This is a genomic window from Mucilaginibacter sp. Mucisp86, from assembly GCF_047324315.1.
Taxonomy (GTDB): Bacteria; Bacteroidota; Bacteroidia; order Sphingobacteriales; family Sphingobacteriaceae; genus Mucilaginibacter.
On sequence record NZ_CP168503.1, the window covers coordinates 6,883,013 to 6,908,173 of the forward strand.

Genomic DNA, 25,161 nt, shown 5'->3' on the forward strand with positions numbered 1-25,161 from the left:
TCTTTAGAGTTACTTTTTAACATTATTTAGCTACTATCTCAATAGCCGACAGCTTTAGTCCCGGTGAGGTTGCTTTTAAAACTATAGTTCCGGGTTGCCCTGTTGATTGCACGATAACCTGGGCGTACCCGCTAAACAGTTTTCGTTTGTATTGGGCCGCAGGGTAAACCAACTGAATCAGACCGGGATCGGTATTAACGCCTGCCCAGATATTAGCTTTAAGCAACGGCGTGGCCACAATAGCGATGGTGTTGTTACCAGGGTGCAGTAGTGCGGCTTCAAGTTTAAATTCAGTTTTCCCGGCATTCTCTTTGATTTCATGACCTATCTCTTTACCGTTGATATAAATGCTTTGTACCTTGCCTATATTTTTATTAAAAAATGTAGCAGTAGCGGCAGCACCATCGGCAGGCATGACGAAACCCGCCCTGTAAACTATCGCTTTCACCTTTCGGCCAAATTCATCGTCCCGGGTATCTTTAAAAGCACTTTGCCAGCTACTGTCATCGTAGTCGGCTGCAACCTCGGCATTCACATTTAAATCATCTACGAACTTCTCTTTAAAACTGCCTATCTGAACCAGGTTGATCCGTTCTAAGTATTGGTCAGGCTCCAACGAGGTGGGATCTCCGTTACCAACACCGATAATTTTACCCGGCCCTTCAATTGAAAAGCCTATCTCATTATTGGCCGTTGGCACCCTCAGCTTATTTTTATCAGTAGTTTGTACCGTAATTAAAGCGATATCCTTGCTATCGGCTTTGATGACATCCCTGTTAGCCCGTAAATTAATATTGACCGGATCCAGGGTAGTTTTAACAACGTCGCTACCTGCTTTTATACCTTTTTTATAACCTATCGCTTCAAGCGTTCCCGGCTCATATTTCACCTGCCATTCCAGGTGCCCGTTTAAATCCATAGTTTTTTTACCGAGGCTCTTTTTATTCAGAAAAAGCTCTACCTCGTCGCAATTACTATAAGCACACACCCGTATTTCCCGGCCTTCTTTACCGCGCCAGTTCCAGTGCGGCAGCAGATGCACAACAGTTTGATCAGTCCACCATGACTTTAAATAATAGTAATCGTCTTTGGGGAAACCGCAGGCATCAAGCATCCCAAAATATGACCCAACAGAAGGCCATCCGAAAGGTGTGGGTTCACCCCTGTAATCAAAACCTGTCCAAATGAACATTCCTGCCAGGTACGGACGCGCAGCGTAGTATTTCCAGCCCTGTTCCAGGCTGTAGAAAAAATCATTTTGCTTTCTGTCATACGCTACAAGCTGATGCTTGTCCATATCATCCTCATAAATTCCCCTTGAAGCAACTGTTGACCCTTCTTCGGTACCCCAGCTAAATTGGTTAGGGTACTTTTTATGTTGTTCGTCGGTATTTTTAGTAGCAACATAATTATATCCCAGCACGTCTATCACGGTTGATATTCCCGAGCCAATCCCACCGCTTATGGCTGCGGTGATGTAGCGCGTTGAATCAACCGATTTGGCAAAAGCCTGCATCGTAGCAGCTATTCGCGCCCCGGTAATATTACCTTCAATGCCCCACTCCTCGTTCCCTATCGACCAGCTGATAATGCTGGGATGGTTACGGTCGCGCCGGATCATTCTTTTCAGATCATTTAGTTGGGTTGATGCCACACCCATTAAGCGGTTTTCGTCAATAACCAGCATCCCCAACTTGTCACATGCGTCCAGCAGTTGGGGTGTTGGCGGATTATGCGAACAGCGATAGGCATTACAGCCCATTTCTTTTAAGGCACGAATCCTGAATTCCTGCAAAGCATCAGGGATGGCGGCACCTACACCGGCATGGTCCTGGTGATTATTGGTACCTTTAATTTTAACATGCTTTCCATTCAGAAAAAAACCCTCATTGGCGTCAAACCTGATGCTACGGATCCCAAAGGTTGTTCTATAGCTATCTGTAGCTGCTCCGCCTTCTTCAACAGTAGTTACCAGCTTGTACAGGTTTGGACTTTCGATACCCCATAGCCTGGGGTTACTAACGGCTAAAACACTTTTGATATCCTGCGACGCGAAAGGCTTCAAACTAAGCCCGGTAGTTGTTTTTGTTGCGATGGTTTTTCCATTATCATCAATAATAGTTTGGGTTACATTAAAATTCTTTGATTCTTTATCGTCGTTGATGATGGCGGATGTTGCAGTAACATCGGCGATGTTGTTTTTTACCTGGGTTGTAACAAATGTTCCGTCAGAAACGATATGCAGTTGACCTGTTTTATTAAGCCAAACATGGCGATAGATACCTGCACCTTCATAAAACCAGCCTTCTTCCATAGTTACATCGGCTCGTACAGCGATGACGTTATTGCCACCATAGTTTAAGTATTCAGAAATATTATATTCAAAGCTGTTGTACCCACTCGGTTCGGTGCCCAGATAATGGCCGTTTACCCAAACTATACTGTTCCGAAAAACGCCATCAAATGCAATAGATATCCGTTTACCAAGATCATTAGCCGGAACAACAAAACTTTTGCGGTACCAGCCCACACTGGCTTCAGGAAAGTTGCGGCCGATTGCTTTTGATCCGTGACTGAAACTACCCTTGGGGCTAAAAGGTTGCTCAACGGCCCAATCATGCGGAAGATTAATTTTACGCCAGCCCCTGTCATCAAATTCCGCTGATGCGGCGCCATCCCCGTAACCTGTTTTGGCCAAATAAGAGAAGCCACCCGTGCCGTTGTAAAAATCTTTTGAGGGATCATAAGCATGGCCTAAAGCAAACCGCCAGTCATTATCCATAGATAGATGTTGGCGTTTTGAAGCTAATGTTTCGGGAGATTGGGCAGCAGTTTTCTCTGTAACAACGAAAGCTAAAATTAAAAAACACAGTAAACGGATAGGTTTCATTTTGTAAGTATGGATTTGGATGAGGTTATGAATATGAATATCAATGGTGAAAGTGCAAACAAGTACTAAGCAGCGGGTTTATTATCCTTGAATAAGTTTTCAATTAGCACCTGCTACAAGGGCATTAATGGTACGCTGATCAAGTATCTTATTATTTCGCCTGTCTATAGCAACACCTATATCCCAAAAAAATGGCTTAAGTCCGTTTGCAATAGCCTCGCGGGTAGTAAATTTTATCCAATAATCTACTGCATCATTGTGAACAGCTAAATCTTTTGGGGTTGCTCGTCTGTAAGCACCATATTCTCCCATAATAACAGGAATGCCCTTATCAACAAATTTGGCTTTCATAAGCTGAAATGCGCTCTTAACTTCAGACTCTTCTCCATAGGTTGGGTTCCTTGAGGGATCCGACAATGAGTGATGACCGCTTCCCCAATAATAAAACATGTGTCCCCATGATTCGTCTTTCTCCATCAGGCAGAAATTAAAGGGAGAATAATAATGTACTTCCACCATCAACCGGTCTGCCACCTCGTCCTTTGGCAGTGAGCCCATCAGCTTGTTTGTTTTGGCGATATCAGTGCCCGGCCCCTGAACAATCAATATTCTGTAAGCATTTCTGCCGCCTGTTGACCTCACTGCATTAACAAAAGTTTGATGATATGAAAGCAATACCGCCATTTGGGCCACATCGTTTGTACTGGGTTCATTAGCGCTTGCAAACATCAGGTGTTCATCAAAATCACGCATTGTTGTAGCTATTTGTTCCCAAAACGCCTTTTGCCTGGCATTAACCGAATCTTTTTTAGCAGTTGTGCAGTTATTCTCAAGCCAACCGCCATCCCAGTGAATATTGAGCAGCACATACATATCGTTTTTTACACAATATTGTACTACTTGTTTTACGCGGTTTAACCATGCATCCTGTATTTTGGCGCTTTTTGTATCTGAATATTGGTTCCAGGCACAGGGGATGCGAATACCATTAAAACCACTCTGCTTAACCAATTTGATATAATCCTCTGTGATTAAAGGGTTACCCCAGCCGGTTTCGCTGCCGGGCGCTTCCATCGTATTGCCAATGTTCCAGCCTAATTTGATGTGTGCTGCCTGTTGCGCTGCAGTATTACTCATTCCCGTTGTATCGGGAACTTTCGGTGATATATTATATGATGGATAAATTGTACTGAAGACAACGCTTGTATCCTTTATTGCTTTTTGAGGAATATCACAAGAAGCGGCTTTAAACGGTGAAGCAATCGAAAAAATAGCAGAAGTACACCATAGTATACGTTTTAACATCATAGTTAATTAAGCAGGTTTTGTTTAAAAATTGGCTGTAACCAATGCCCAGCTTTAATTGCATGTAGCAATAAAATGAGTACTGATTTATCCTGCTAAACTAAAAGCCGCCGTGCAATCGATTGTTCACAAATAGGGACACAAATGTTAAGATACCATACCACACTTATTTACAACACTTTAAACCAAACAACCTACTTTAAACCCGTCAGATTTTAAACAGATGTTATCAAAAATTTAACAAAAAGAGTCAAAAGCAGAAGTTAAACCCATAGTAAATACCCGGTAAAACGTTTTAAAAACGGTTACGCGACTTCGCGCACAGACTGAAACCTCACTCCAAAGGAGAGAGAGTACTTTTTCTTAAAGTCCTTTTAGAGAAAATTTAGTTGAGGCCGTAAGCGACAAATTTACAAGCGATTTCGTTACCATAAAACTGACCGCAGGTTTATAAAATCTATTTGTTTTTGTTGCTGGCATACGCCGACGGGAGGCAATTAAATTCGGCCTTAAAGCATCGTACAAAATACTTTTGGCTTTTAAAGCCTACCTTGTATGAGATTTGTGATATGGTTAATTGTGAGCTTTCAAGTAACTGAGCAGCACGTTTCAGGCGGATGGTACGAATCAGATCGACGGGAGATTTCCCTGTTAAAGTAAGCGCCCTTTTGTATAAGGTAACGCGGCTCACACATAATTCGCTGCTCAATTCCTCAACGGAGAACTCGGCATTATCAATGTTTTTTTCGATTAGCTGTACCGCTTTTTTAATAAACGCCTCATCGAGTGATTCGGTTTCCACTTCTGTTGGTTTAACATCAAGCTGCTTTTGGTAGGCCTTACGCATATCTTGCTGCATGGCCAATATGTTTTTTAATTTAGAAGTGAGGATCTCGAAATTGAAGGGCTTTGTCAGGTAATCATTGGCGCCGGTTTCGAGCCCCTGCAATTGCAACTCTTCATCTGTAGCTGCGGTGAGCAGCACAACGGGTATATGCGATGTTCGTTTATCGTTACGTATTTTACGGCACAAATCGATACCATTCATCTCGGGCATGCTGATATCGCTTACCACAAGGTTAGGATGAAGGGCCAGGGTTTTCTGCCAGCCTTCCTTTCCATTAGCAGCTTCGATAACGGTAAACGTATCATTTAAATTGTCTTTCAGATAGAAACGAAAATCCTCATTGTCTTCAACCAGTAAAACAGACATTTTTTTAATTGTATTGCTGCCTCCTGTCTGCACCCCGTCGGGGATTTCAGTTATTGACGCTTTGCTTAAATCAGGATCACTCAAGCATACTTCTTCCTCTGTTGCTAAATCAACCGGTAGGAGGATTGTAAAATAGCTGCCTTGCCCGGGCTGGCTTTGTACGGATATCTCGCCATTATGCAGCTTTACAAATTCTTTAGTTATTGCCAGCCCTATTCCACTACCCTGGTTAACCATAGATCCGGGCACTTCGTTTTGGAAGAAGCGTTCAAAAATCCGGCCCTGTTTATCTAATGGAATTCCAATACCCGTATCAATAACCTTTATCTCAAGTTGCCGTTCTCCCGACGCATTTTCAATTATCGCCAGTAAAACACTTATATTACCGCCATCGGGCGTAAATTTAAACGCGTTGGAAAGCAGATTGAAGATAATTCGCTCGATCTTATCATGATCAAAATTGATAACCAGACTTTGAATTTCCGAATCGAATACCAGCCTGATGTTTTTTTTCTCGGCCACATCCGAGAACGAATAAACCATTTCGTTAATAAAACTTATAATGTCCCCGCTCCGGGCATGCAGCCTAAGTTCCTGCACCTCCATTTTCCTGAAATCGAGCAACTGGTTTACCATATTGAGTAAACGTTTGGCATTGCGATTGATCATTTGCAACTGGTTCCTCTGCTCTTCAGCCTCAGTTTGCTTTAATATCTTATCAACGGGTGCCATAATCAACGATAAGGGGGTCCTGAACTCATGGCTTACATTGGTAAAGAACTTGATTTTCATCATATCAAGTTCATGCATACGCCGGGCCTCCTGGCGCTCATTTTCGATTAACAATTTAGCCTCGCGTTTCTCCTTTTCGATTTCAAACTGCCTTCTTATTTTTTGAATTCCGCGCCGGCGCATGAAAAATAGGATTCCAAATAAAAGCAATATATAAATAAAATAGGCTATCGTCGATTTCCAGAACGGCGGCAATACCTTAATCTTCAATGTTATATAATCAGGATCCCACCTTCCCTCCTGGCTAATCGCCCGTACTTTAAAAGTATAGTCGCCGCCGTCAAGGTTGGTGTAGGTGGCTTTTCGCGTAGCATTATCGGCATCAATCCAATCCTTATCAAAGCCTTCCAACATATACTGATGTTTTACTTTGTTGGGATTAAAGAAATTAAGCGCGGCAAACTCAATGGTAAATACATTTTCGCTGTGTGTCAGTGTCAGTTGGCGGGTTACCGAAATAGCTTTTGATAATACAACATGCCCGTTAACTTCTTCATTGGCTTTGACACTTTTGTTATACAACAAGAAATCGGTAAAAGTTAGTTTAGGTTTATTGATATTGGCATGTATGGCTAACGGGTCGAAAATATTGAAACCATGACCGCCGCCAAATATAAGTTCGCCCTTGCGGGTTTTGAGCCCTGCCTGGTCATTGAATTCCCTGCCTTGCAAACCATCCGTTTCATCAAAATTCTCAAACCTAAAAGCGTAAGGAGCCTTTTGGGTAATAAGCGTTACCCTGCTTAAACCATTAGCAGTACTTAACCACATCCTTCCGTTGTTGTCTTCCTGTATATCCAGTATGGCATTTTCAGGCAGCCCGTTTTGTTTTGTGAGCGACGTAAACTTATTGGTTTCGGGGTTAAGTATGCTTAACCCGTAGCGTGTTGCTATCCAGATGAGGCCGCGCCTGTCCTGGTTAATACAGTTGATGGTGTTAGCGATTAAACTGTTAGGATCATCTTTGTTTACGCTGTAATGCAAAAACCGCCCCGTACTTTTTAAGATTACATCGATACCAAAGTACCCCCCTGTCCAGATATTGCCTTTGCGGTCCTCAAACAGCGCAGAAACGTAAAGACACCTGATATCTGTTTGTTTAAAGGGAGGGGAAAATTTCTTTTTTTCCCTGTCAAATATCTGCAGCCCCGCCGCAAATGTCCCTATCCATAATCTATGCGAAGAGTCTTCAAAAATGCTCATCACCCGGTTATCAGCAAGGCTCCCGGCTACCTTATCATCATGTTTATAATGGGTAAATGTTTTTCCGTCAAAGCAGTCCAGGCCGCCAAAATAAGTGCCTATCCATAGTTTCTGATCATGATCGATACATAAACTAACAATAATGTCGTTGCTTAGGCTGTTTAAATTTCCTGCTTCGTACTTATATTGTTTGAAACTGCCGGTTTCACGGTTAAAGCAGATCAGGCCCCCTCCGTTTGTGCCAATCCAGATATTACCGTTTTTATCTTCAACAAACTTGTTAGCATCTTCGAAGCCCAAGCTTTTGGGGTCTGAAGCGAAATGCCTGTATAACGGAAAACGGATAATGTTTTTATGATAATAACTTACACCTTCTTTAAATGTACCGGCCCACATAATACCCGCATCGTCTTTATAAAGATTGATAACGCTGTTTTGGCTTAATGACTTGGCATCGTCTTCCCGGTTCAATAAATAGGTAAATTTGGATATTTTTTTATCAAACAAGGTTATGCCGCCATGGTCGGTAGCTATCCATATCAAGCCGTCGTCTGCCTGGATAATGTTGCTGATGATATTAGATTTTAATTTGGATCCGGCCGACTCTTTACCTACAAGTTTTAATGTCCCGTTTGAGGGGCTATAATAATAAGCGTTGGCGTAAAAATTAGGTGCGTAAAACCATAAATCGCTATCCTTGTCGACGGTGATGGCATAATATGCATCTTTGATACTAACAGCTTTGGTAAAAATATCTGTACGGTAGGTAATTTTATTCTGCCCGATATCGAGCTTTTCAACCATGCCGTTACGATAAGTCAGCCAAATATTACCGGTAGCATCCTGTGTTATATCCGAAAGAGAATTTGAATATAATGATGTGCCTGACCGGTCGTGACAATACCGACGGGTTGTTTTACTAATTTCATTATATCTGTAAAGACCCGAATCAGGGCACAAAAACCAAAACTCGCCTTTGCCACCACGCACTATTTTCGATACGTTAGGATATGCCGGAATTTTTAATGAGTTGGTAACTAATGCCATATCACTATCAAACTGTTCCGTTTCCGGGTCGTAAAAGCAATATCCGCCACGCGTTGACACCCATAATTTTTTGCCGGGGCCTTCAAAAATACTGCTTACAAAGTCATCATTAAGCGACTTATTGTTATTAGCATCATGTTTAAATACTTTAAAACTATAACCGTCATAACGGTTGAGGCCCGATGCAGTACCAAACCACATAAAACCTTCAGAATCTTTAAAAATGCAGTTAACCTGGTTGTGAGACAAGCCATTGCTTCTGTTTAGCTGCGAAAACTGGTATTTGCCATTTTGAGCAAAAGCAACATTAAGCATTAACAGTAATATAAGCACGCTTAGTGATAATTTGTATCTCATAGCTTAGGGGTATTCATAAAAATAAGCAATAAAAGATAGAGTTTGGCAAATATCAAATTTTAATATGCAAAGCAAAGCTCATTGATGCCCTGTATTCACGCAAAGTTTTGAGATATTCCTTCTTTATATTGGTTGATTCAAACCTACAGTAAGCCTCCATCTAAAAACTTAATTAAAATGGACTTTTTATTGTAAAAATCCGACTTTACTATATTTTAGATATTGATATGCATTTAGGTATATCAAAGCAATTTGCATATTTGTGGTCCAGATGATCAAAAGAAATTTAAAACATACTTTCTCGCTTCTTAACGTTGACTATGTGAGGCTTAACTGTAAATGGAATTACAGGAATGTGATAAGCCCTTACTACCGTATTTATTATATAGATGATGGCGAAGGTGAAATATCAGATGCAACCAGTTCGTTAAAGCTTGAACCGGGTTATCTGTATATCATCCCAAGTTTCACGCTATGTAACTTGGAGTGTGGTGATTATCTGGGTCAATTTTTTGTTCAGTTTTTTGAGGATTCGATAGACGGGAGCTCGCTGTTTGCCAATAACAGGGCTGTGTTAAAAACCAAAGCTACCGAAATGGATGTAAACCTTTTTAACCGGTTACTTCAAATTAACCCGGGGAGGGGAATCAACCGGTCTGACAATCCCCAGGTGTATGAAAAAGATATTTATTATAAGGAATATCAGGAACTTAACAATCAACAAAACACATCAACATATCTGGAAACCCAGGGTATCCTGATGATGCTAACTGCAAAATTCCTGAACCCTCAATTGTTCAAAAGCCCCGAACATAAACTTATCCCGGTAAAAATTGCAGAAACATTAAATTATATCCTTGTTAATTTACATTTGGATCTTTCAGTTCACCTGCTTGCATCCAGGGCAAATCAAAATGTCGATTATTTTTCAAGGCAATTTAAACAGTACACAGGAACCAGGCCATTAAATTATATCAATGAAAAACGCGTTGAGCGTGCACAGTACCTGATGGCGACAAGCCGCATGTCCTATTCAGAAATCTGTACTCAAACCGGATTTGATAACCTTTCTTATTTTTCAAAAACATTCAAAAAGCTTACCGGCATGTCGCCCAGCGAGTATAGAAAGCAGATGTACCAGGTTGGTTTTAATCATTGATCAATAAGATACAGATATCATGATAGCCGGGAAAAATATGGCTGTTATTAAAAAGCCTGGTCTGAAATAACCATCGCCAATGCATTTATAGACACCAGACCTTAAATAATTAATGTGTAATAGCTCGTACAAGCTATTATCTTTACTTCAGCATCAACAACCACTAAATAAACAAGTTACAATCAGACTCAAAATATACACCTCGATTTAGCAACCTCAATTCTTTTCGATAATTCGCATTTTCCCCCGCGCAAAAAGTCGGTTTTATACAAAAAAAAGTCCCATTAGGCCAATTATTTAGCTATTAATTCAAAGAAATTTGGATGATTATCAATTATTGATCCGATAACGCGAATTGCTGATTAACCAATTATAGATAACCAGGTATAGAAATTTATTTAAAAGCTTCGGCTATTCATCCGCATGGCTGATCGGCGTAGCTGCTTTTTCTAACGGTCAAACTTAATTATGAAAAGAAGAACATTAATAAAAGGCTTAGCTACAGGATTCTCATCCTTGTACCTGTCAAGGGCTTTTGGCAATAGTTTGCTGCAACCAAATTTAAATGCTAACATCGCCGCAGGCCCTTTCAAACCCGATTGGGATTCATTAGCCCAATACCAGGTACCTGATTGGTTTCGCGATGCCAAGTTTGGCATCTGGGCACACTGGGGACCGCAATGCCAGCCCGAACGTGGAGACTGGTACGCGCGTGGCATGTACCAGGAAGGCAGCGACCAGTATAAATACCATGTTCAAAAATATGGGCACCCTTCAAAATTTGGTTTTAAGGATGTGATCAACGATTGGAAAGCCGAAAGCTGGGATCCGGATGAGCTGGTTGGCTTGTACAAACGTGCAGGTGCGCAGTACTTTTTTGCCATGGCCAGCCACCACGATAACCTTGATTTATGGAACAGCAAGTACCAGGCGTGGAACTCTGTTAATGTTGGCCCTAAGAAAGATATTGTTGCAGGTTGGGCAAAAGCAGCAAAAAGCCATGCGCTTCCCTTCGGATTGAGTGTTCATGCCTCACACGCCTGGACATTTTACGAAACATCACAGGGGGCCGACAAGAGCGGCGAATTCAAGGACATACCTTACGACGGCAAAATAACTAAAGCCAGTGGCAAAGGAACCTGGTGGGAAAAATTGGACCCTCAGGAATTATATGCTCAAAACCACGAGGTAAGTAAAACCTGGAACTGGGACTGGGTTAATGGCTCAAGCGTACCTGGCAAAGCCTATTGCGATAAATTTTTAAACCGCACTATAGAACTTATTGATAAATACGAGCCTGAACTTATCTACTTTGATGACACTGCGCTACCTCTTTGGCCAATAAGTGATGCCGGCTTAAAAATAGCGGCACATATGTACAATACCAGCATTAAAAAGCATGGTAAACTACAAGCGGCATTATTTGGTAAAGTATTGAACGAGCAGCAGCGAAAATGTATGATATGGGATATTGAACGGGGACAGAGTAATCAGATAGAGCCTTTGCCATGGCAAACAGATACCTGTATTGGTGCCTGGCACTATGATCGCCGCATATTTGATGATAAACATTATAAAAGCGCCAAAACTGTAGTTCATACCCTGGTTGATATTGTAAGTAAAAACGGTAACCTTTTGTTAAATATTCCTGTCCGCGGTAACGGCACCATTGACAGTGAGGAACGAGCTATAGTTGAAGGTGTAGGCGCCTGGATGCAGGTTAACAGCGAGGCAATTTATGGTACCCGCCCCTGGACTGTATTTGGAGAAGGCCCGGCAACGGATTCGGCGGCACCTATTAATGCTCAAGGCTTTAACGAAGGTAAAGGCAAGCCATTTGGCGCCGAAGATATCCGGTTCACCACAAAAGGAAAAACCCTTTATGCTACTATGCTGGGTTGGCCCGCCGGGAACGAAGCGCTTGTTAAAAAGTTAGCAAAAAACAATCAACTGGGTAACGTCAGCAGCGTAAGCCTGCTCGGAAACGACAAGTTGAGCTTTGAGCAGACAGAAGCAGGCCTTAAAGTAAAATTGCCTGAAAACGCTCCGTGTAAAGATGCATTCGTTTTAAAAATAGAAGGCGCTATCTAATCAATGTCATGAACTTAAAAACTTTTTACGTACTGATTACTGCCGCCTCATTCGCAGTTCCGTCATTTGCCCAAACTTTTAAGCTGGTATCGCCCGATAAAAAAAATATTGTGGAGATAAATAACACCAACAGCCTGCAATATGCTGTATCCAGCAATGGTTTAATGATCATCCATCCTTCTTCACTTGGTTTCGAGTTTAAAAATGAACCGGCTATGGGTGCCAATATGGCTGTAACCGGTCATGTAGAGCACTCCGTTAACCAAACCTGGGTACCGGTAGTAAAAACGAAACATAGTACCATAGCCGATCATTACAATGAACTGGAACTGTCGCTGGTAGAAAAATCGGGGCCTATGCGCCGGATGAAGATCTGGTTCAGAGCTTATGATGACGGAATTGCCTTTCGCTACCAGTTATTCGGGGCCGACAACATTGGCGACCGGCAGATAGTAAAGGAACTGACCAGTTTCAACTTACTTTCAAAAGCCAAAACCTGGGTGGCAGACTATGGTAGTTATACCTCCTCTCAGGAGACTGAATTTCAACCGACAAGCCTAAACCATATCACAGAAAAAACAATAGCCGGCTTACCCCTGCTCGTAGTGTTAGATCAGAGCCATTATACAGCAATTACAGAAGCTAATATTGATAACTATCCCGGATTTTATATAGGCTCGCAAAAAACAGATACCAGTGCAACTGATAAAATTGACCTGGTTACCAAATTATCCCCTCTGCCCGGCGAAAATGAGAACGGGGTTAAGGCGCGTTTTGCTAATAACCTGCTTACCCCCTGGCGTGTAGTCATGCTGGCAGCTTCGCCCGGTAAATTAATCGAATCGGAACTAATCCAGAACCTGAATCCGCCCTGCGCATTAAAAGATGCAAGCTGGATAAAGCCTGGCATGAGCGCCTGGGATAACTGGTGGAGCGGCGAGGTAAAAATGGATATGCCTACAATTAAAAAGTATATCGACCTGGCGTCGGCACAGCATTGGCCGTATATGCTTATCGACTGGCAGTGGTACGGGGCATTTAACAAACCCGAAGCTGATATTACCCAACCTGCCCCGCAATTGAACATGCCTGAGATTTTAGCTTATGCCAAAGCCAGGAACGTTAAATGCTGGCTTTGGTTATACAGCTCAGATGTTAACCGGAATGACAATTTTGAAAAGGCTTTCCCAATTTACCAGCAATGGGGCATTGCCGGGGTTAAAATTGATTTTATGGACCGGGACGATCAGCAAATGGTAAACTGGTACCGCCGCATTATTAAAACTGCCGCACAATATCACCTGATGGTTGATTTTCATGGCGCTTATAAACCCGATGGTATTGAGCGTACCTATCCCAACATGATAACCCGGGAAGGAGTTTTAGGCGAAGAATATTCCAAGTTTTCGACCAGGATAACAGCAGGGCACAACACCACCCTCCCATTCACGCGTATGCTGGCTGGGCCAATGGATTATACTCCCGGCGGTTTTTTAAATGTAAAAAAGGAAGAGTTCAGAAAAGGCAGCCCTACCCAGGTAATGAACAGCCGCTGTGCCGAACTGGCAAAGTTTGTAATTTACGAAAGCCCCTTTATGGTTTACTGTGACGCACCTGAGCACATTTTGGGTAAGCCGGGAGCCGATTTCTTAAACAATATGCCTACCGTTTGGGACGATACAAAAGTACTTGGCGGATACCCGGGTCAATATGTCATCATTGCCAAAAGAAGCGGAAAGGACTGGTACGTAGGCGCAATGACCAACGACTCAGAAAGGGATATCCAATTAAAATTGGATTTTTTGCCAACCGGTAAATATGCTTTATCGTCATGGGCGGATGTATTATCCTCACCTCAAAGTTTAACCCGGGCTGAAACAAAGGTATCGGCAAATTCGGTTATGAATATCCATTTAGACACCGCAGGCGGATGGGTAGCTAAAATAACTACCAGTAAATAATTGAGAACCTTAACGCAGCAACAAAATTTAAATACAATGACAAAGAATAAAACTCTTTTTCCATTTATATTAATAACCAGTTTATTCTTTTTATGGGGTTTTGCCCATAACCTCGACCCGATATTAATACCCCATTTAAAAAAGTCGTTTACGCTTACAACAGTCCAGGCTACACTGGTGGATTCGGCCGTATTTATTGCCTATTTTTTAATGGCTTTGCCGGCTGGCTTCATCATGAAAAAATACGGCTACAAAACAGGTATTATTACCGGGTTGCTAATTTTCGCATTTGGGTCCTATTTATTTATACCGGCAGCCAATACCCAACAGTACACATTTTTCCTGGTGGCTTTATTTATCATTGCTTGCGGGTTAACCATCTTAGAAACAGCCGCCAATCCCTATGCTTCTTCACTAGGAGATCCCGCGACTTCTACACAAAGGCTTAACTTTGCACAATCATTTAACGGACTGGCTGCTACCCTGGCCCCTATAATTGGCGGGCGTATTATACTTACAAAAGGTTACACCCCGGCACAATTAAGCGTAATGACAGAGCAGGGCCGTAAACTGGCGCTTGCCGCCGAAGCGTCATCCGTAAAAATGCCCTATTTTATATTAGGTAGTGTACTGGTGTTCATCGCCATACTTTTTGCATTTACACGTCTGCCCCGGATCCAGCAGCATGAAGGGCATACTGCCAGTAAAAACATTTTCCATGCCCTGAAGCACCGTCATCTGGCCTGGGGTGTTGCCGCACAGTTTTTTTACGTGGGCGCTCAGGTTTGTGTATTCAGTTTATTTATTCTTTATGCTACAAAATCTGCCGGACTTACAGAGATGCAAACGACCTACTATCTCGGTTTGTGCGGCGCTGCATTCCTGATAGGCAGGTTTATTGGTACTTTCCTGATGAGATATTATAGCTCAGCTATTTTACTTGCAGTTTATGCTGGTATCAATATTTTGCTATCCGCAATTGCCATTTTTGGTCATGGCATGATCACAGTATACACAGTAATAGGTATCTGTTTCTTCATGTCCATTATGTTTCCAACAATTTTTGCCCTTGGCATAAAGGACTTAAAAGCCGATACCGAATTTGGCAGCAGCCTGATCATTATGTCCATCGTCGGCGGTGCTGTTTTACCGAGGGTGTTTGGTTATATCAGCGATGTAACCGGTAATATTCAGTATGGCTACCTGGTACCGTTGGTATGCTTTGCGGTGGTGGCCTTTTTTGGATTAAAAGGCCATCGTGTAAAAGTGAAGCCAGAAAATGTACCTGTTTCGGCCATTCTTTAACAATTCCCCATTTTCAATATGCAGGAAATTAATTTACCTAAAGTAATTTTTGGAACCAGCGGATTAGGAAATCTATACGTAGCGCTTTCTGATGAAGTTAAATGTTCAATTGTTGCGGAAAGTATCAGGCATTCGCCTAAACCGGCTGTATTTGATTCTGCCGGTAAATATGGCGCAGGGCTTGCGCTCGAATCGTTAGGAACCGCTCTGGCACAATTGAATGTAAAGCCTTCGGATGTACTCATCAGCAATAAATTAGGCTGGCTGCGTACTGCGTTAACAACCGCGGAACCTACTTTTGAACCTGGTGTCTGGCGCGACCTTAAATATGACGCCGTTCAGCGAATAAGTTATGAAGGCATCCTGGAATGCTACGAACAGGGGAATGAACTGCTGGGCGATTATCATGCACAACTGGTATCTGTGCATGACCCGGATGAATATCTTAACGCCGCAAAAGATGAGCATGAACAGGCAAAGCGCTACCACGATATTTTAGATGCCTACCACGCGCTGAATGAGTTGAAACTGAGTGGTAAAGTAAAAGGTATCGGCGTAGGTTCGAAGGACTGGCGGATCATCAAAAAAATAACTAATGATGTAAAGCTGGATTGGGTGATGATAGCCAATAGCATGACAGTTCACAGCCATCCCCTGGAATTAGTTGAATTTATGCAGCACCTTGAAAAGCAAGGAACTCAGATCATTAACTCCGCTGTTTTTAACGGGGGCTTTTTAACAGGATCTGCTTATTACAATTACCGGTTAACGGATCCGGTAAAAGACAAGCATTTATATCATTGGCGGGAGTTGTTTTATGGTTTATGTGCAGACTATAAAATAAAACCCGCAGATGTATGTGTTGCCTTTGGGCTAAAGGCACCTGGTGTTAAAAGCATTGCCATGAATACAACCAATGCCGAACGGGTGTCCCAAAATGTTGCTTTAGCCTATTTAACAATTCCTGCACAATTTTGGAAAGAAATGAAAGCATGTGGTTTAATTGACGAGTCGTACGCCTCCACCTACTTGTAAAAAATAAAATGTCACTATGAAAAGATACTGTTTGGCCCTTGATTTAAAGGATGATCCGCAATTGATAGCACAATATGAGCACTGGCATAAGGCAGAAAACAGCTGGCCGGAAATACGCAAAAGCATACTGGATGCAGACATCCTCGATATGCAGATCTATCGTACCGGAAACCGGTTATTTATGATCATGGAAACGAGCGATCATTATGACGCAGATAAAAAGGGAGCAATGGACGCGCTAAACCCGAAGGTACAGGAATGGGAACAGCTGATGTGGCTATTTCAGCAGCCCCTTCCCTGGGCTAAAGAGGGAGAGAAATGGGTACCTATGGAACAAATTTTTAAACTTTAAAATAAAGGGCATGCAGATAATAGTTTGCGAGGAACCGGGACAGCTGGCTTTTAAAGAGCAGGAAAAGCCTGAAATTAAAGAAGGCTATGCACAAATCAGGATAAGGAGAATAGGAATTTGCGGGACAGATCTGCATGCATTTGAAGGAACGCAACCATATTTTAGTTACCCGCGTGTTCTGGGCCATGAGCTTTCCGGCGAATTGGTTGAAACAGGCGGCGCACCAGGTTTTCAAAAAGGAGAGGTTGTTACATTCATCCCCTATTTCAACTGTGGCTCTTGTATAGCGTGCAGGTCGGGCAAGCCCAATTGCTGCGCGAAGATCAACGTTTGCGGCGTGCATATTGATGGCGGAATGGCCGAATACCTGAGCGTGCCAACTTACTCGCTTGTACATGGCGAAGGCTTAAGCTATGATGAACTGGCTTTAGTAGAGCCACTTGCTATCGGTGCACATGGTGTAAGACGGGCAGATGTTAAGCCTGGAGAATACGTTTTGGTTATAGGCGCAGGACCAATAGGCCTGGGGATCATGGAATTTGCCCGTATAGCCGGCGGCAGAGTGATCGCGATGGATTTAAATGCCGGGCGGCTTAAATTTTGCAGCGACAAATTAAAGGTTGATCATATCATCAATGTATCTGCTGAAAATGCAATGGAGCGATTAGCCACCATAACACAGGGCGATATGCCCACGGTAGTTATGGACGCAACCGGCAGCTTAAATGCAATTAATAATGGTTTTAATTATATGGCCCATGGGGCGAGATATGTACTTGTTGGCTTGCAAAAGGGGGAGATCAAAGTTAGTCACCCCGAATTTCATAAACGCGAGGCGACGCTGATGAGCAGTCGAAATGCAACCAGGGAAGACTTTGAGCATGTGATTGCATCCATAAAAAAAGGTTTGGTACAGCCTGCAAACTATATTACACACCGGGTACGTTTTGATGAGGTGAAGGATAACTTTGAAAGCTGGCTTGATCCGGCAAACGGGGTTATTAAAGCGATGATAGAGATTTAAGTAAAATTGGGAACAACTGATAATTAGATTTCAGCATAACCTGTTAACATCACATCATCGCTTTTCAAAGCGTCAAAAACGGGATAAGGGGGCTCAATTTGAGCCGGTTTGTGTATATTATCGATTTTGAGCCTCCTGCCCATTTCCGTTATCTCCTTGTTTCAAATCGTCATTGTTTACGCCGCGCCTCTTTTTAGGCATCTGAGGGCCAAAGCTCATTTTACCAAAATTATAAGCAAAGCTCACTCCAAAAGACCTAAACGGTACCGAAAACCTGCTGGTTTGCGTAAGCGGGCCACTGTTGATATTGGAAGTAAAATTTTTGTAATCATTAAAAGGCTGGGTAATGTTCAACCCGATAGTGCCCCGTTTTTTCCATACATCCTGTTTTAAGCCAACAACCCATAAGTTAAACGAAGGGTTGGTTCCCTGGAAAGTTCTTCTTGCCGAGTTCTGGATCAGAAACGTTTCGGCAGAAAGCGTCTTGTTTAATTTTACAGTGCCGCTGATAAAGGCGTTGTATTGTACATAGGTTGACTGGTTTCCTTGCTGCAAACTACTTACAACTTGCGGCTTATAGGTGAACGCATTCACATTTCCTCTTATGGTCAGGATCCTGAACAGTTCTGTTGATCCGAAGAAAGTAACACCCACCGAATTATTGTTACCAACGTTAAGATAGTTGGTGAGCGAAACATCCCTGGTAACCGGGTTGCCGTTATTATCGATGGTAGTGTACGGTACTGTGCTTACATAACTTTCAATTATATCATCCGTTTTACGGTAATAAACCGAGGCATTAATTACGCTGCTTTTGATAAAGGTAGAATAGGTCATTTCTACCGTTTGGGTAATTTCGGGTGATAATTCAGGATTGCCCTGGCTTTGATTAAGCGGATTACTGGTATTCAGGAACGGGTTCAGATATTGCAAACTTGGCCTTTGAATGCGTTTACTGTAGCTAAGCTTCAATGTTTGAGTTGGTGTCAAAGCTTTCGAGATCACGAAACTTGGGATAAAGTTGGTATAGCTATTATGAAAAGGCGACAGGCCAACGCTGGTATTACCCGAGTTTCCATCAATTTTTGTATTCTCCAGCCTGGCGCCTCCCTGAACAGTAAAACCATTTTTTAAGTTTACGGTAAGTAAACCATAGCCCGAATACACATCCTGGTCATAGCTGTAAGTATTAGACGTTGCCGCGTTAAATACATATGCTCCGGAGGCATCGGGGTTAAAGAAATCATATTCGCTGGAAATTCTTCTCAAAATGCTTTTCGCACCTGTTTCAAGCTTAAATACTTTGCTGATTGGCAGTACATAATCGAGCTGATAGGTGTATTCGTTATTGGTACCATTGTTTACCGCACGCTGGTTTTGAGTAAAAGCAGAATATTCAGACAGGTAGTTTACATCAGAGGTACCATGTGTCCACTGAAAGGCAAAGCTCAGCTCTTCGCCCTCCTTTTTAAACTTATGCGTAAAGTCATTGTTCCAGTCAAAATTGGATACTTTAAATTCATTGCTGGTTAAAGCAGTATAATCGATATTTCCTTCGGATGCAGAATTATTGCTGTTAACCGAACTTCCGTTATTCTTAAACGCGCCCCCTCTCAAACTAAAGGTGGAGTTAAAAGTATTTTGATCATCGAAATCATATCCAACCGAAGCCGAACCATTGGTGAAATGGCGGTTGGAAGTACTTTGTCCGTTTGAGGACGACGAGGTACCCAACTCGGTATTCTGACTGCTGAATGATTGATAAGTAGTTTGCGGCCATCCCACGTTATAACCCAGGTTTGCGGTAACGCTCAGTTTGTTTTTATTAAAATTGATGTTTCCGCTTTCATTATTTTGGCGGGTACCCACACCGGCATTGATGGAACCGCTTACTCCGGCCACTTCCTTCTTTTTGGTAATGATATTAATGATCCCTGCCGACCCTTCTGCATCGTACTTGGCCGATGGAGCGGTTATTACCTCAATATTTTTAATCTGATCGGATGGCATAGATTTCAACACATCCGCAGCATTGGTCACCAAAGCACCTGAAGGCTTACCGTTGATCAGGATCCGCACATTTTGGTTTCCGCGCAACGAAACATTGCCATCCATATCAACCGAAACCATTGGCACTTTCCGCAAAATATCAGAGGCGTTGCCGCCTGCACTGGTTACGTCTTTCTCTGCATTAAAAACTACCTTGTCAATCTTATTTTCAATCAAAGCGCGTTGCCCGGTAACCTGCACGTCAGCAAGCATTTTAGCGCCCGGCGAAACAATTAACTGCCCTAAGTTGCGGTCGGGTTTACCTGGTGTTATCACAACCCCTTCAATATTTTTGGTAGTATAACCTATAAAAGCAATCTGAAGGCGGTAAGTGCCTGGTGCTATCCCCGTAATTTTGAAATTACCTTTTGCATCGGTCAGGTTGCCGTTTACCGGGGCAGCTACGCCGGCTTTAAATAAGCTCACGGTTGAATAATCCAGGGGCTTTTTGGTCAGCGAATCGATCACGGTGCCAGAGATGAGGCCATTGCTCTGAAGCATGCCGGAGGGCGGACCGGCCGGCTGCTGGGCCTGAACTATGCCTGGTGATGTCAATAAAAACGCCATCAGTAACAGCGACAATATAATGGTGGTACTTTTAAAGTTTGATTTGTAGTTTTCAGGTTTCATATCCGGAGCTTTGAAACAAAGCAACATAAATCCACCTACCCAAAATTGTCTAATAGACGGTTTGGCGTTAATAATAGACCAAACGACCTTAAAAATCTATGGCTTCAAAATCAGGCATTTTTCAGAACAAAACAACGAATAAGATCATTGATTATCCCGCGCCCTGTCATGTCATAGATTAAAACTGCCATTCTATCTATTAAAACCTGCAAGCCATCTATTACCTCAAAAACTGAAATAAAATATTTTGTCATTTGCATGATCCCGGTGAGATGGGATTTAGTTGATTACTGTATTTGATACGGTAAGGTGCGTTTTGCCTGAGAAACAAAACGCACTATTTTTCTGCTATTTTTACAGTAAAAATCCAATTATGGCGCTTTCTGACTTAAAGAAGATCTTTTTTTCGGTTCACTTATACATAGTGATCAGTTTGCTTGCGCTAATGTTGTTCCCATTATCATGGCCAGTAAAACTGCCTACCGAATTTTGGATAAAGCAGGTGCTGATCCACCTGGTTTGGGCAGCCCTGTTTTATGCCAACCTGTTGTTTTTTACTCCGAAGCTATTATATCGCAATAAAGCTATCCTGTTTGTTCTTCTTTTAATAGCCTCTCTTTTTGCCGTTGTTTATTTAAACCTTTGGCTTGATGAGGTAACCGGATGGAAAGCGGCCTTAGGCAGGCTGTTTAAAAACTGGGGGAAAAAATCGGCAGATGACGGACATAGTTATAATTACTGGATCATTATTTCAACCCTCGTGGTGCTGGGCGTTAGCACCATCATCGCTGTATCCAAAAAGATCAAGTCAGATCAGGATGCTTTAAAGGCAACCGAGCAGGAAAAGATAAGTTCTGAACTCTCCTTTTTAAAGGCGCAGATCAACCCGCATTTCTTTTTCAATATTTTGCATACCATTTATGCCCTGTCTGACAGTAACCCCTCTGCTTCAAAAGACGCCGTTTATACGCTATCCCACATGATGCGCTACGTGATCTACGAAACGAAGAACGATTTAACCGATCTTGAAAAGGAGATTAAATTTGCCGAGGATTACATTAAACTCATGAAGTTAAGGCTGAGCGACGACGTGCAGGTGATTTTTGAAAAGCAAGCCAATTTAAGAAACTGTGAAGTTGCACCTATGCTTTTTTTGCCATTTATCGAAAATGCTTTTAAACATGGTATCAGCGCCGTTCATCCGAGTTATATTTACATCGATATCGGCCAGGAAGCCGGTAAACTAAAGCTGGAAATCAAAAATTCGCTGTTTGAAGAACAGGCGGCTTACCTGGAAGACAGCAACGGCATAGGGATTGCCAATACAAAGAGGCGGCTTGATCTCTTATACCCGGGGCGGTATGCGTTAAAGGTTAACCGCGATTTAACAGCTAAAGAGTTTACTGTAGTTTTAACCTTCCAATTAAATGAAAATTAACTGCATAGCTGTTGATGACGAACCTGTAGCGCTGAGGTTGGTGACATCCTACATTCAACAAACACCTTTCTTAACCTTAACCGGCACTTTTACCAACGCTATCGAGGCGCTGAAAGCAGTTCATGACAGGCCCGAAATTCAGCTTATCTTTTTAGATATTCGGATGGCCGATCTCAGTGGAGTAGAATTGGCGAGGGTGATTGAACAAACCGGGAAAAAGAAAACCCTGCGAATAATTTTTACCACCGCCTACGACCAATACGCTTTGGAGGGTTTTAAGGTAGACGCGCTGGATTACCTGCTGAAACCCTTCAGCTTCGTTGATTTCTCCAAAGCAGCTACTAAAGCCTATGACTACTTTGTGATGCTTCAGAGTAGCAACAGCACCTTGAATCCTGTAACGCCGACCGAAAGAATGGAGAAAAGTTATATTTACCTTAAGGTTGATTATCAGTTGGTAAAAGTTAATATAGCAGATATTTTGTACATAGAAGGCCTGAAGGATTATGTAAAGATTTTTCTCGCCAACCAGGATAAGCCCCTGCTTACGCTTACCAGTTTGAAAAACCTGGAAGAAAAATTGCCATCGGCTGCGTTTATCAGGATTCACCGGTCATTTATAGTTTCAAAGGATGCGGTTAAATCGGTTACTAAAAACTCCGTTCAGATCGATAACACCACTATCCATGTTACAGAGCAATATAAAGAGGTGTTTACTGCTTTTCTGAAGGATTGGAATTGATCATTTGCTTTGAGATTAGCGCCATTTCCAAATTAGCTTAGCTACCCATTTTTCCACTTCGTCTTTTGCTCGTTTCTCTTTTTCTCATTCTATCAAAGCCCCCATAGCCCCTGCCCTTTTAAAAATTTAGCTTTTTAAAAATAACCTGCAACTTATTACCGGATAGCGGCGTCTTATAATTATCAAAACCCGATCATATGCTCAAAAACTACTTAAAGATCACCTGGCGTAACCTTTTGCGTCAAAAAACATTTTCTTTGATCAATATCCTGGGACTGACTATCGGCATGGCAAGTGCCGCGCTGATCTTATTGTGGATCCAGAATGAGCTCAGTTTTGATCAGTTCCATGAAAAGCGTGACCGTCTTTATTCTGTTTATAACCGCTCAAAATTTGACGGAAAATTATGGAGCTGGGAAACCACGCCCAAAATAATGGGCAGGGTAATGAAAGAAGAATTACCTCAACTGGAAAAAGTAGCCAGGGTTACAGATGCCAGTTTCTTATTTACTATCGGCGATAAGCACCTGACCGCCGCAGGTGATTTTACAGATCCGGACTTTCTTTCCATGTTCAGCTTCCCATTGATCAGTGGTGACAAAAAAACCGCTTTGAACGAAGTAAACAATATTGTGATAACGGAGAAATTTTCCAAAAAGCTTTTTGGTCAGGAAAACGCGATTGGCAAAACAGTTAAAATAGACAGCAATTCCTATTTTAAAGTTACCGGCGTAATGAAAGACCTGCCGAATAATACCCGCTTTGATTTTGAATACCTGTTGCCATGGTCATACCTGAAAAAGATAGGCCAGGATGACGAATATTGGGGCAATAATTCCATTCAAACGTTTGTACTTTTAAAACCCGGCGTAACGGAAGCCCATGCTGACGATGCTGTGCTTAATTTTACCAAAAACCACTCCGATACCAAAGACATTCAGCAGTTTTTGCACCCTGCAAGCAAATGGCATTTGTATTCGCATTTTGAGGACGGGAAAATAGTAGGCGGAAGAATTGAACGCGTAAGGGTATTTTCCCTGATCGCCGTGCTGATCCTCGTTATCGCCTGTATCAATTTTATGAATTTAAGTACGGCCAGGAGCGAGAAACGTGCCAGGGAGGTAGGGATCCGCAAAACCGTAGGCGCGTTGAGGGGATCGTTGATCTGGCAATTTTTAGGCGAATCCATATTGATAGCCACTATCGCAGGTATTTTTGCCATTATAATTGTGCAAATCAGTATGTCGGGTTTCAACCAGCTTACGCAAAAGCAGTTATATGTACCCTATAGTAATCCGTACTTCTGGCTTATCGCGCTGGGCTTTATCATAATCACCGGCATTATTTCAGGAAGTTATCCGGCGTTATACCTGTCTTCGTTTAGGCCGGTAGCCGTATTGAAAGGCACTTTTAAGGCAGCTAACGCTTTGGTTACGCCGCGTAAGTTACTGGTGGTTATTCAATTTACATTTGCTGTAGTACTGATCATTTGCACTATCATTATCCGTCAGCAGTTACAATATGCCCAGGACAGGGACACCGGTTATAAGAAAGATAACCTGGTTTACACTTTTATATCAGGCGATATCGCAAAGCATTACGCATCTATCAGGAACGAATTACTTTCCAGCGGTGCTGCAACCTCTGTATCCAGAACAAATTCGCCTATAACCCAACGATACAGTGATAGCTGGGGTTTCAACTGGAAAGGTTCATTACCTAAAAACAAGGTTGATTTTATTATTTACAGCTCTGACGGGAGCCTGATTAAAACCATGGGGCTTAAACTGGTAGCCGGCAGGGATATCGACCCTGTAACTTACCCTACAGATTCGACCGCCATGCTTGTCAATGAGGCTTCGGTCAAGATCATGAATCTGAAAGACCCCGTTGGGCAGTCCATTACCCAGGGAGAAGGAAAAGACATCAAGACCTGGCATATTGTTGGCGTAGTAAAGGACTTTATAATTAGCTCGCCTTATGAACCGGTACAGCACATGCTGATTGAAGGGCCCAGTTCGTGGTTCAATATTATCCACTATAAGCTAAATAATGCCAATTCAACAAAAGAGAACCTGCGTCGTGCTGAGGCCATATTCAAGAAGTATAATCCCGATTATCCGTTTGAGTATAGTTTTGTTGACCAGGAGTATGCCAAGAAATTTGGCGATGAACAAAGAATAGGGACACTGGCCAGCCTTTTTGCCGGTTTAACAATCGTTATATCCTGCCTCGGATTATTTGGACTGGCTGCTTATATGGCGCAGAATCGGATTAAAGAAATTGGCATCAGAAAAGTGCTTGGCGCATCAGTAGCCAACGTAACCACGCTCCTCTCACGGGATTTTTTGAAGCTTGTTCTGATTTCATTTTGCATCGCCGCTCCAATTGCCTGGTATTTGATGTACCAATGGTTAAAAGGGTACAGCTACAGGATCAGCATCAATGTATGGGTATTTGTCATGGCCGCCGGGCTTACCTTGCTAATATCCGTTTTAACGGTAAGCTATCAGGCCATCAAAGCAGCATTGACAAACCCGGTGCAAAGTTTAAAAGGCGAATAAATTT

General features: G+C 42.4%; 14 protein-coding genes. 10 read left to right on the forward strand and 4 right to left on the reverse strand.

The window, feature by feature from the left end; all coding sequences use genetic code 11:
* Positions 1-22: 22 nt before the first annotated feature.
* From galA to ACEN9X_RS28460, 3 genes are all read right to left on the reverse strand, one after another.
* On the reverse strand, positions 23-2,890 hold the full coding sequence (gene galA, locus ACEN9X_RS28450; protein ID WP_413668355.1) for a beta-galactosidase GalA: 2,868 nt from the start codon (positions 2,888-2,890) through the stop codon (positions 23-25).
* 99 nt (positions 2,891-2,989) lie between these two features.
* Positions 2,990-4,027, reverse strand: a complete 1,038-nt coding sequence (locus tag ACEN9X_RS28455; RefSeq protein ID WP_413668356.1) for a glycoside hydrolase family 5 protein — start codon at positions 4,025-4,027, stop codon at positions 2,990-2,992.
* Between the two features lie 625 nt (positions 4,028-4,652).
* Positions 4,653-8,807, reverse strand: coding sequence for a two-component regulator propeller domain-containing protein (locus tag ACEN9X_RS28460; protein WP_413668357.1), 4,155 nt, complete (start codon positions 8,805-8,807; stop codon positions 4,653-4,655).
* A gap of 271 nt (positions 8,808-9,078) precedes the next feature.
* Here ACEN9X_RS28460 and ACEN9X_RS28465 point away from each other — a divergent pair, with 271 nt between their 5' ends.
* The 7 genes from ACEN9X_RS28465 (at position 9,079) to ACEN9X_RS28495 (ending at position 17,734) form a co-directional block, all read left to right on the forward strand.
* Complete coding sequence (locus ACEN9X_RS28465; RefSeq protein ID WP_413668358.1) at positions 9,079-9,966, forward strand: helix-turn-helix domain-containing protein; 888 nt, start codon at positions 9,079-9,081, stop codon at positions 9,964-9,966.
* 468 nt (positions 9,967-10,434) lie between these two features.
* Complete coding sequence (locus tag ACEN9X_RS28470) at positions 10,435-12,057, forward strand: alpha-L-fucosidase (protein ID WP_413668359.1); 1,623 nt, start codon at positions 10,435-10,437, stop codon at positions 12,055-12,057.
* Between the two features lie 8 nt (positions 12,058-12,065).
* Positions 12,066-14,018, forward strand: coding sequence for a glycoside hydrolase family 97 protein (locus ACEN9X_RS28475; protein ID WP_413668360.1), 1,953 nt, complete (start codon positions 12,066-12,068; stop codon positions 14,016-14,018).
* Between the two features lie 36 nt (positions 14,019-14,054).
* Positions 14,055-15,323 (forward strand): L-fucose:H+ symporter permease, encoded by a 1,269-nt coding sequence (fucP, locus tag ACEN9X_RS28480; RefSeq protein ID WP_413668361.1) that lies wholly within the window; start codon positions 14,055-14,057, stop codon positions 15,321-15,323.
* A gap of 18 nt (positions 15,324-15,341) precedes the next feature.
* Complete coding sequence (locus tag ACEN9X_RS28485) at positions 15,342-16,358, forward strand: aldo/keto reductase (RefSeq protein ID WP_413668362.1); 1,017 nt, start codon at positions 15,342-15,344, stop codon at positions 16,356-16,358.
* 16 nt (positions 16,359-16,374) lie between these two features.
* Positions 16,375-16,710: an L-rhamnose mutarotase gene (locus ACEN9X_RS28490; RefSeq protein ID WP_413668363.1), complete on the forward strand. Its 336-nt coding sequence runs from the start codon at positions 16,375-16,377 to the stop codon at positions 16,708-16,710.
* 10 nt (positions 16,711-16,720) lie between these two features.
* Positions 16,721-17,734, forward strand: a complete 1,014-nt coding sequence (locus ACEN9X_RS28495; RefSeq protein WP_413668364.1) for a zinc-binding alcohol dehydrogenase family protein — start codon at positions 16,721-16,723, stop codon at positions 17,732-17,734.
* A 117-nt stretch (positions 17,735-17,851) separates the two neighbouring features.
* Here the strand turns inward: ACEN9X_RS28495 and ACEN9X_RS28500 are convergent, their stop codons facing one another.
* Complete coding sequence (locus ACEN9X_RS28500) at positions 17,852-20,413, reverse strand: TonB-dependent receptor domain-containing protein (RefSeq protein ID WP_413668365.1); 2,562 nt, start codon at positions 20,411-20,413, stop codon at positions 17,852-17,854.
* A 373-nt stretch (positions 20,414-20,786) separates the two neighbouring features.
* Here ACEN9X_RS28500 and ACEN9X_RS28505 point away from each other — a divergent pair, with 373 nt between their 5' ends.
* The 3 genes from ACEN9X_RS28505 (at position 20,787) to ACEN9X_RS28515 (ending at position 25,157) form a co-directional block, all read left to right on the forward strand.
* Positions 20,787-21,851, forward strand: coding sequence for a sensor histidine kinase (locus ACEN9X_RS28505; RefSeq protein ID WP_413668366.1), 1,065 nt, complete (start codon positions 20,787-20,789; stop codon positions 21,849-21,851).
* Entirely contained in the window at positions 21,841-22,593 is a 753-nt protein-coding gene (locus ACEN9X_RS28510) for a LytR/AlgR family response regulator transcription factor (protein ID WP_413668367.1), read from the forward strand. Before ACEN9X_RS28505 ends, ACEN9X_RS28510 begins: the two co-directional genes overlap by 11 nt.
* 197 nt (positions 22,594-22,790) lie before the next feature.
* A complete protein-coding gene (locus ACEN9X_RS28515) occupies positions 22,791-25,157 on the forward strand; it encodes an ABC transporter permease (RefSeq protein ID WP_413668368.1) in 2,367 nt (788 codons plus the stop codon).
* Positions 25,158-25,161: the final 4 nt, after the last annotated feature.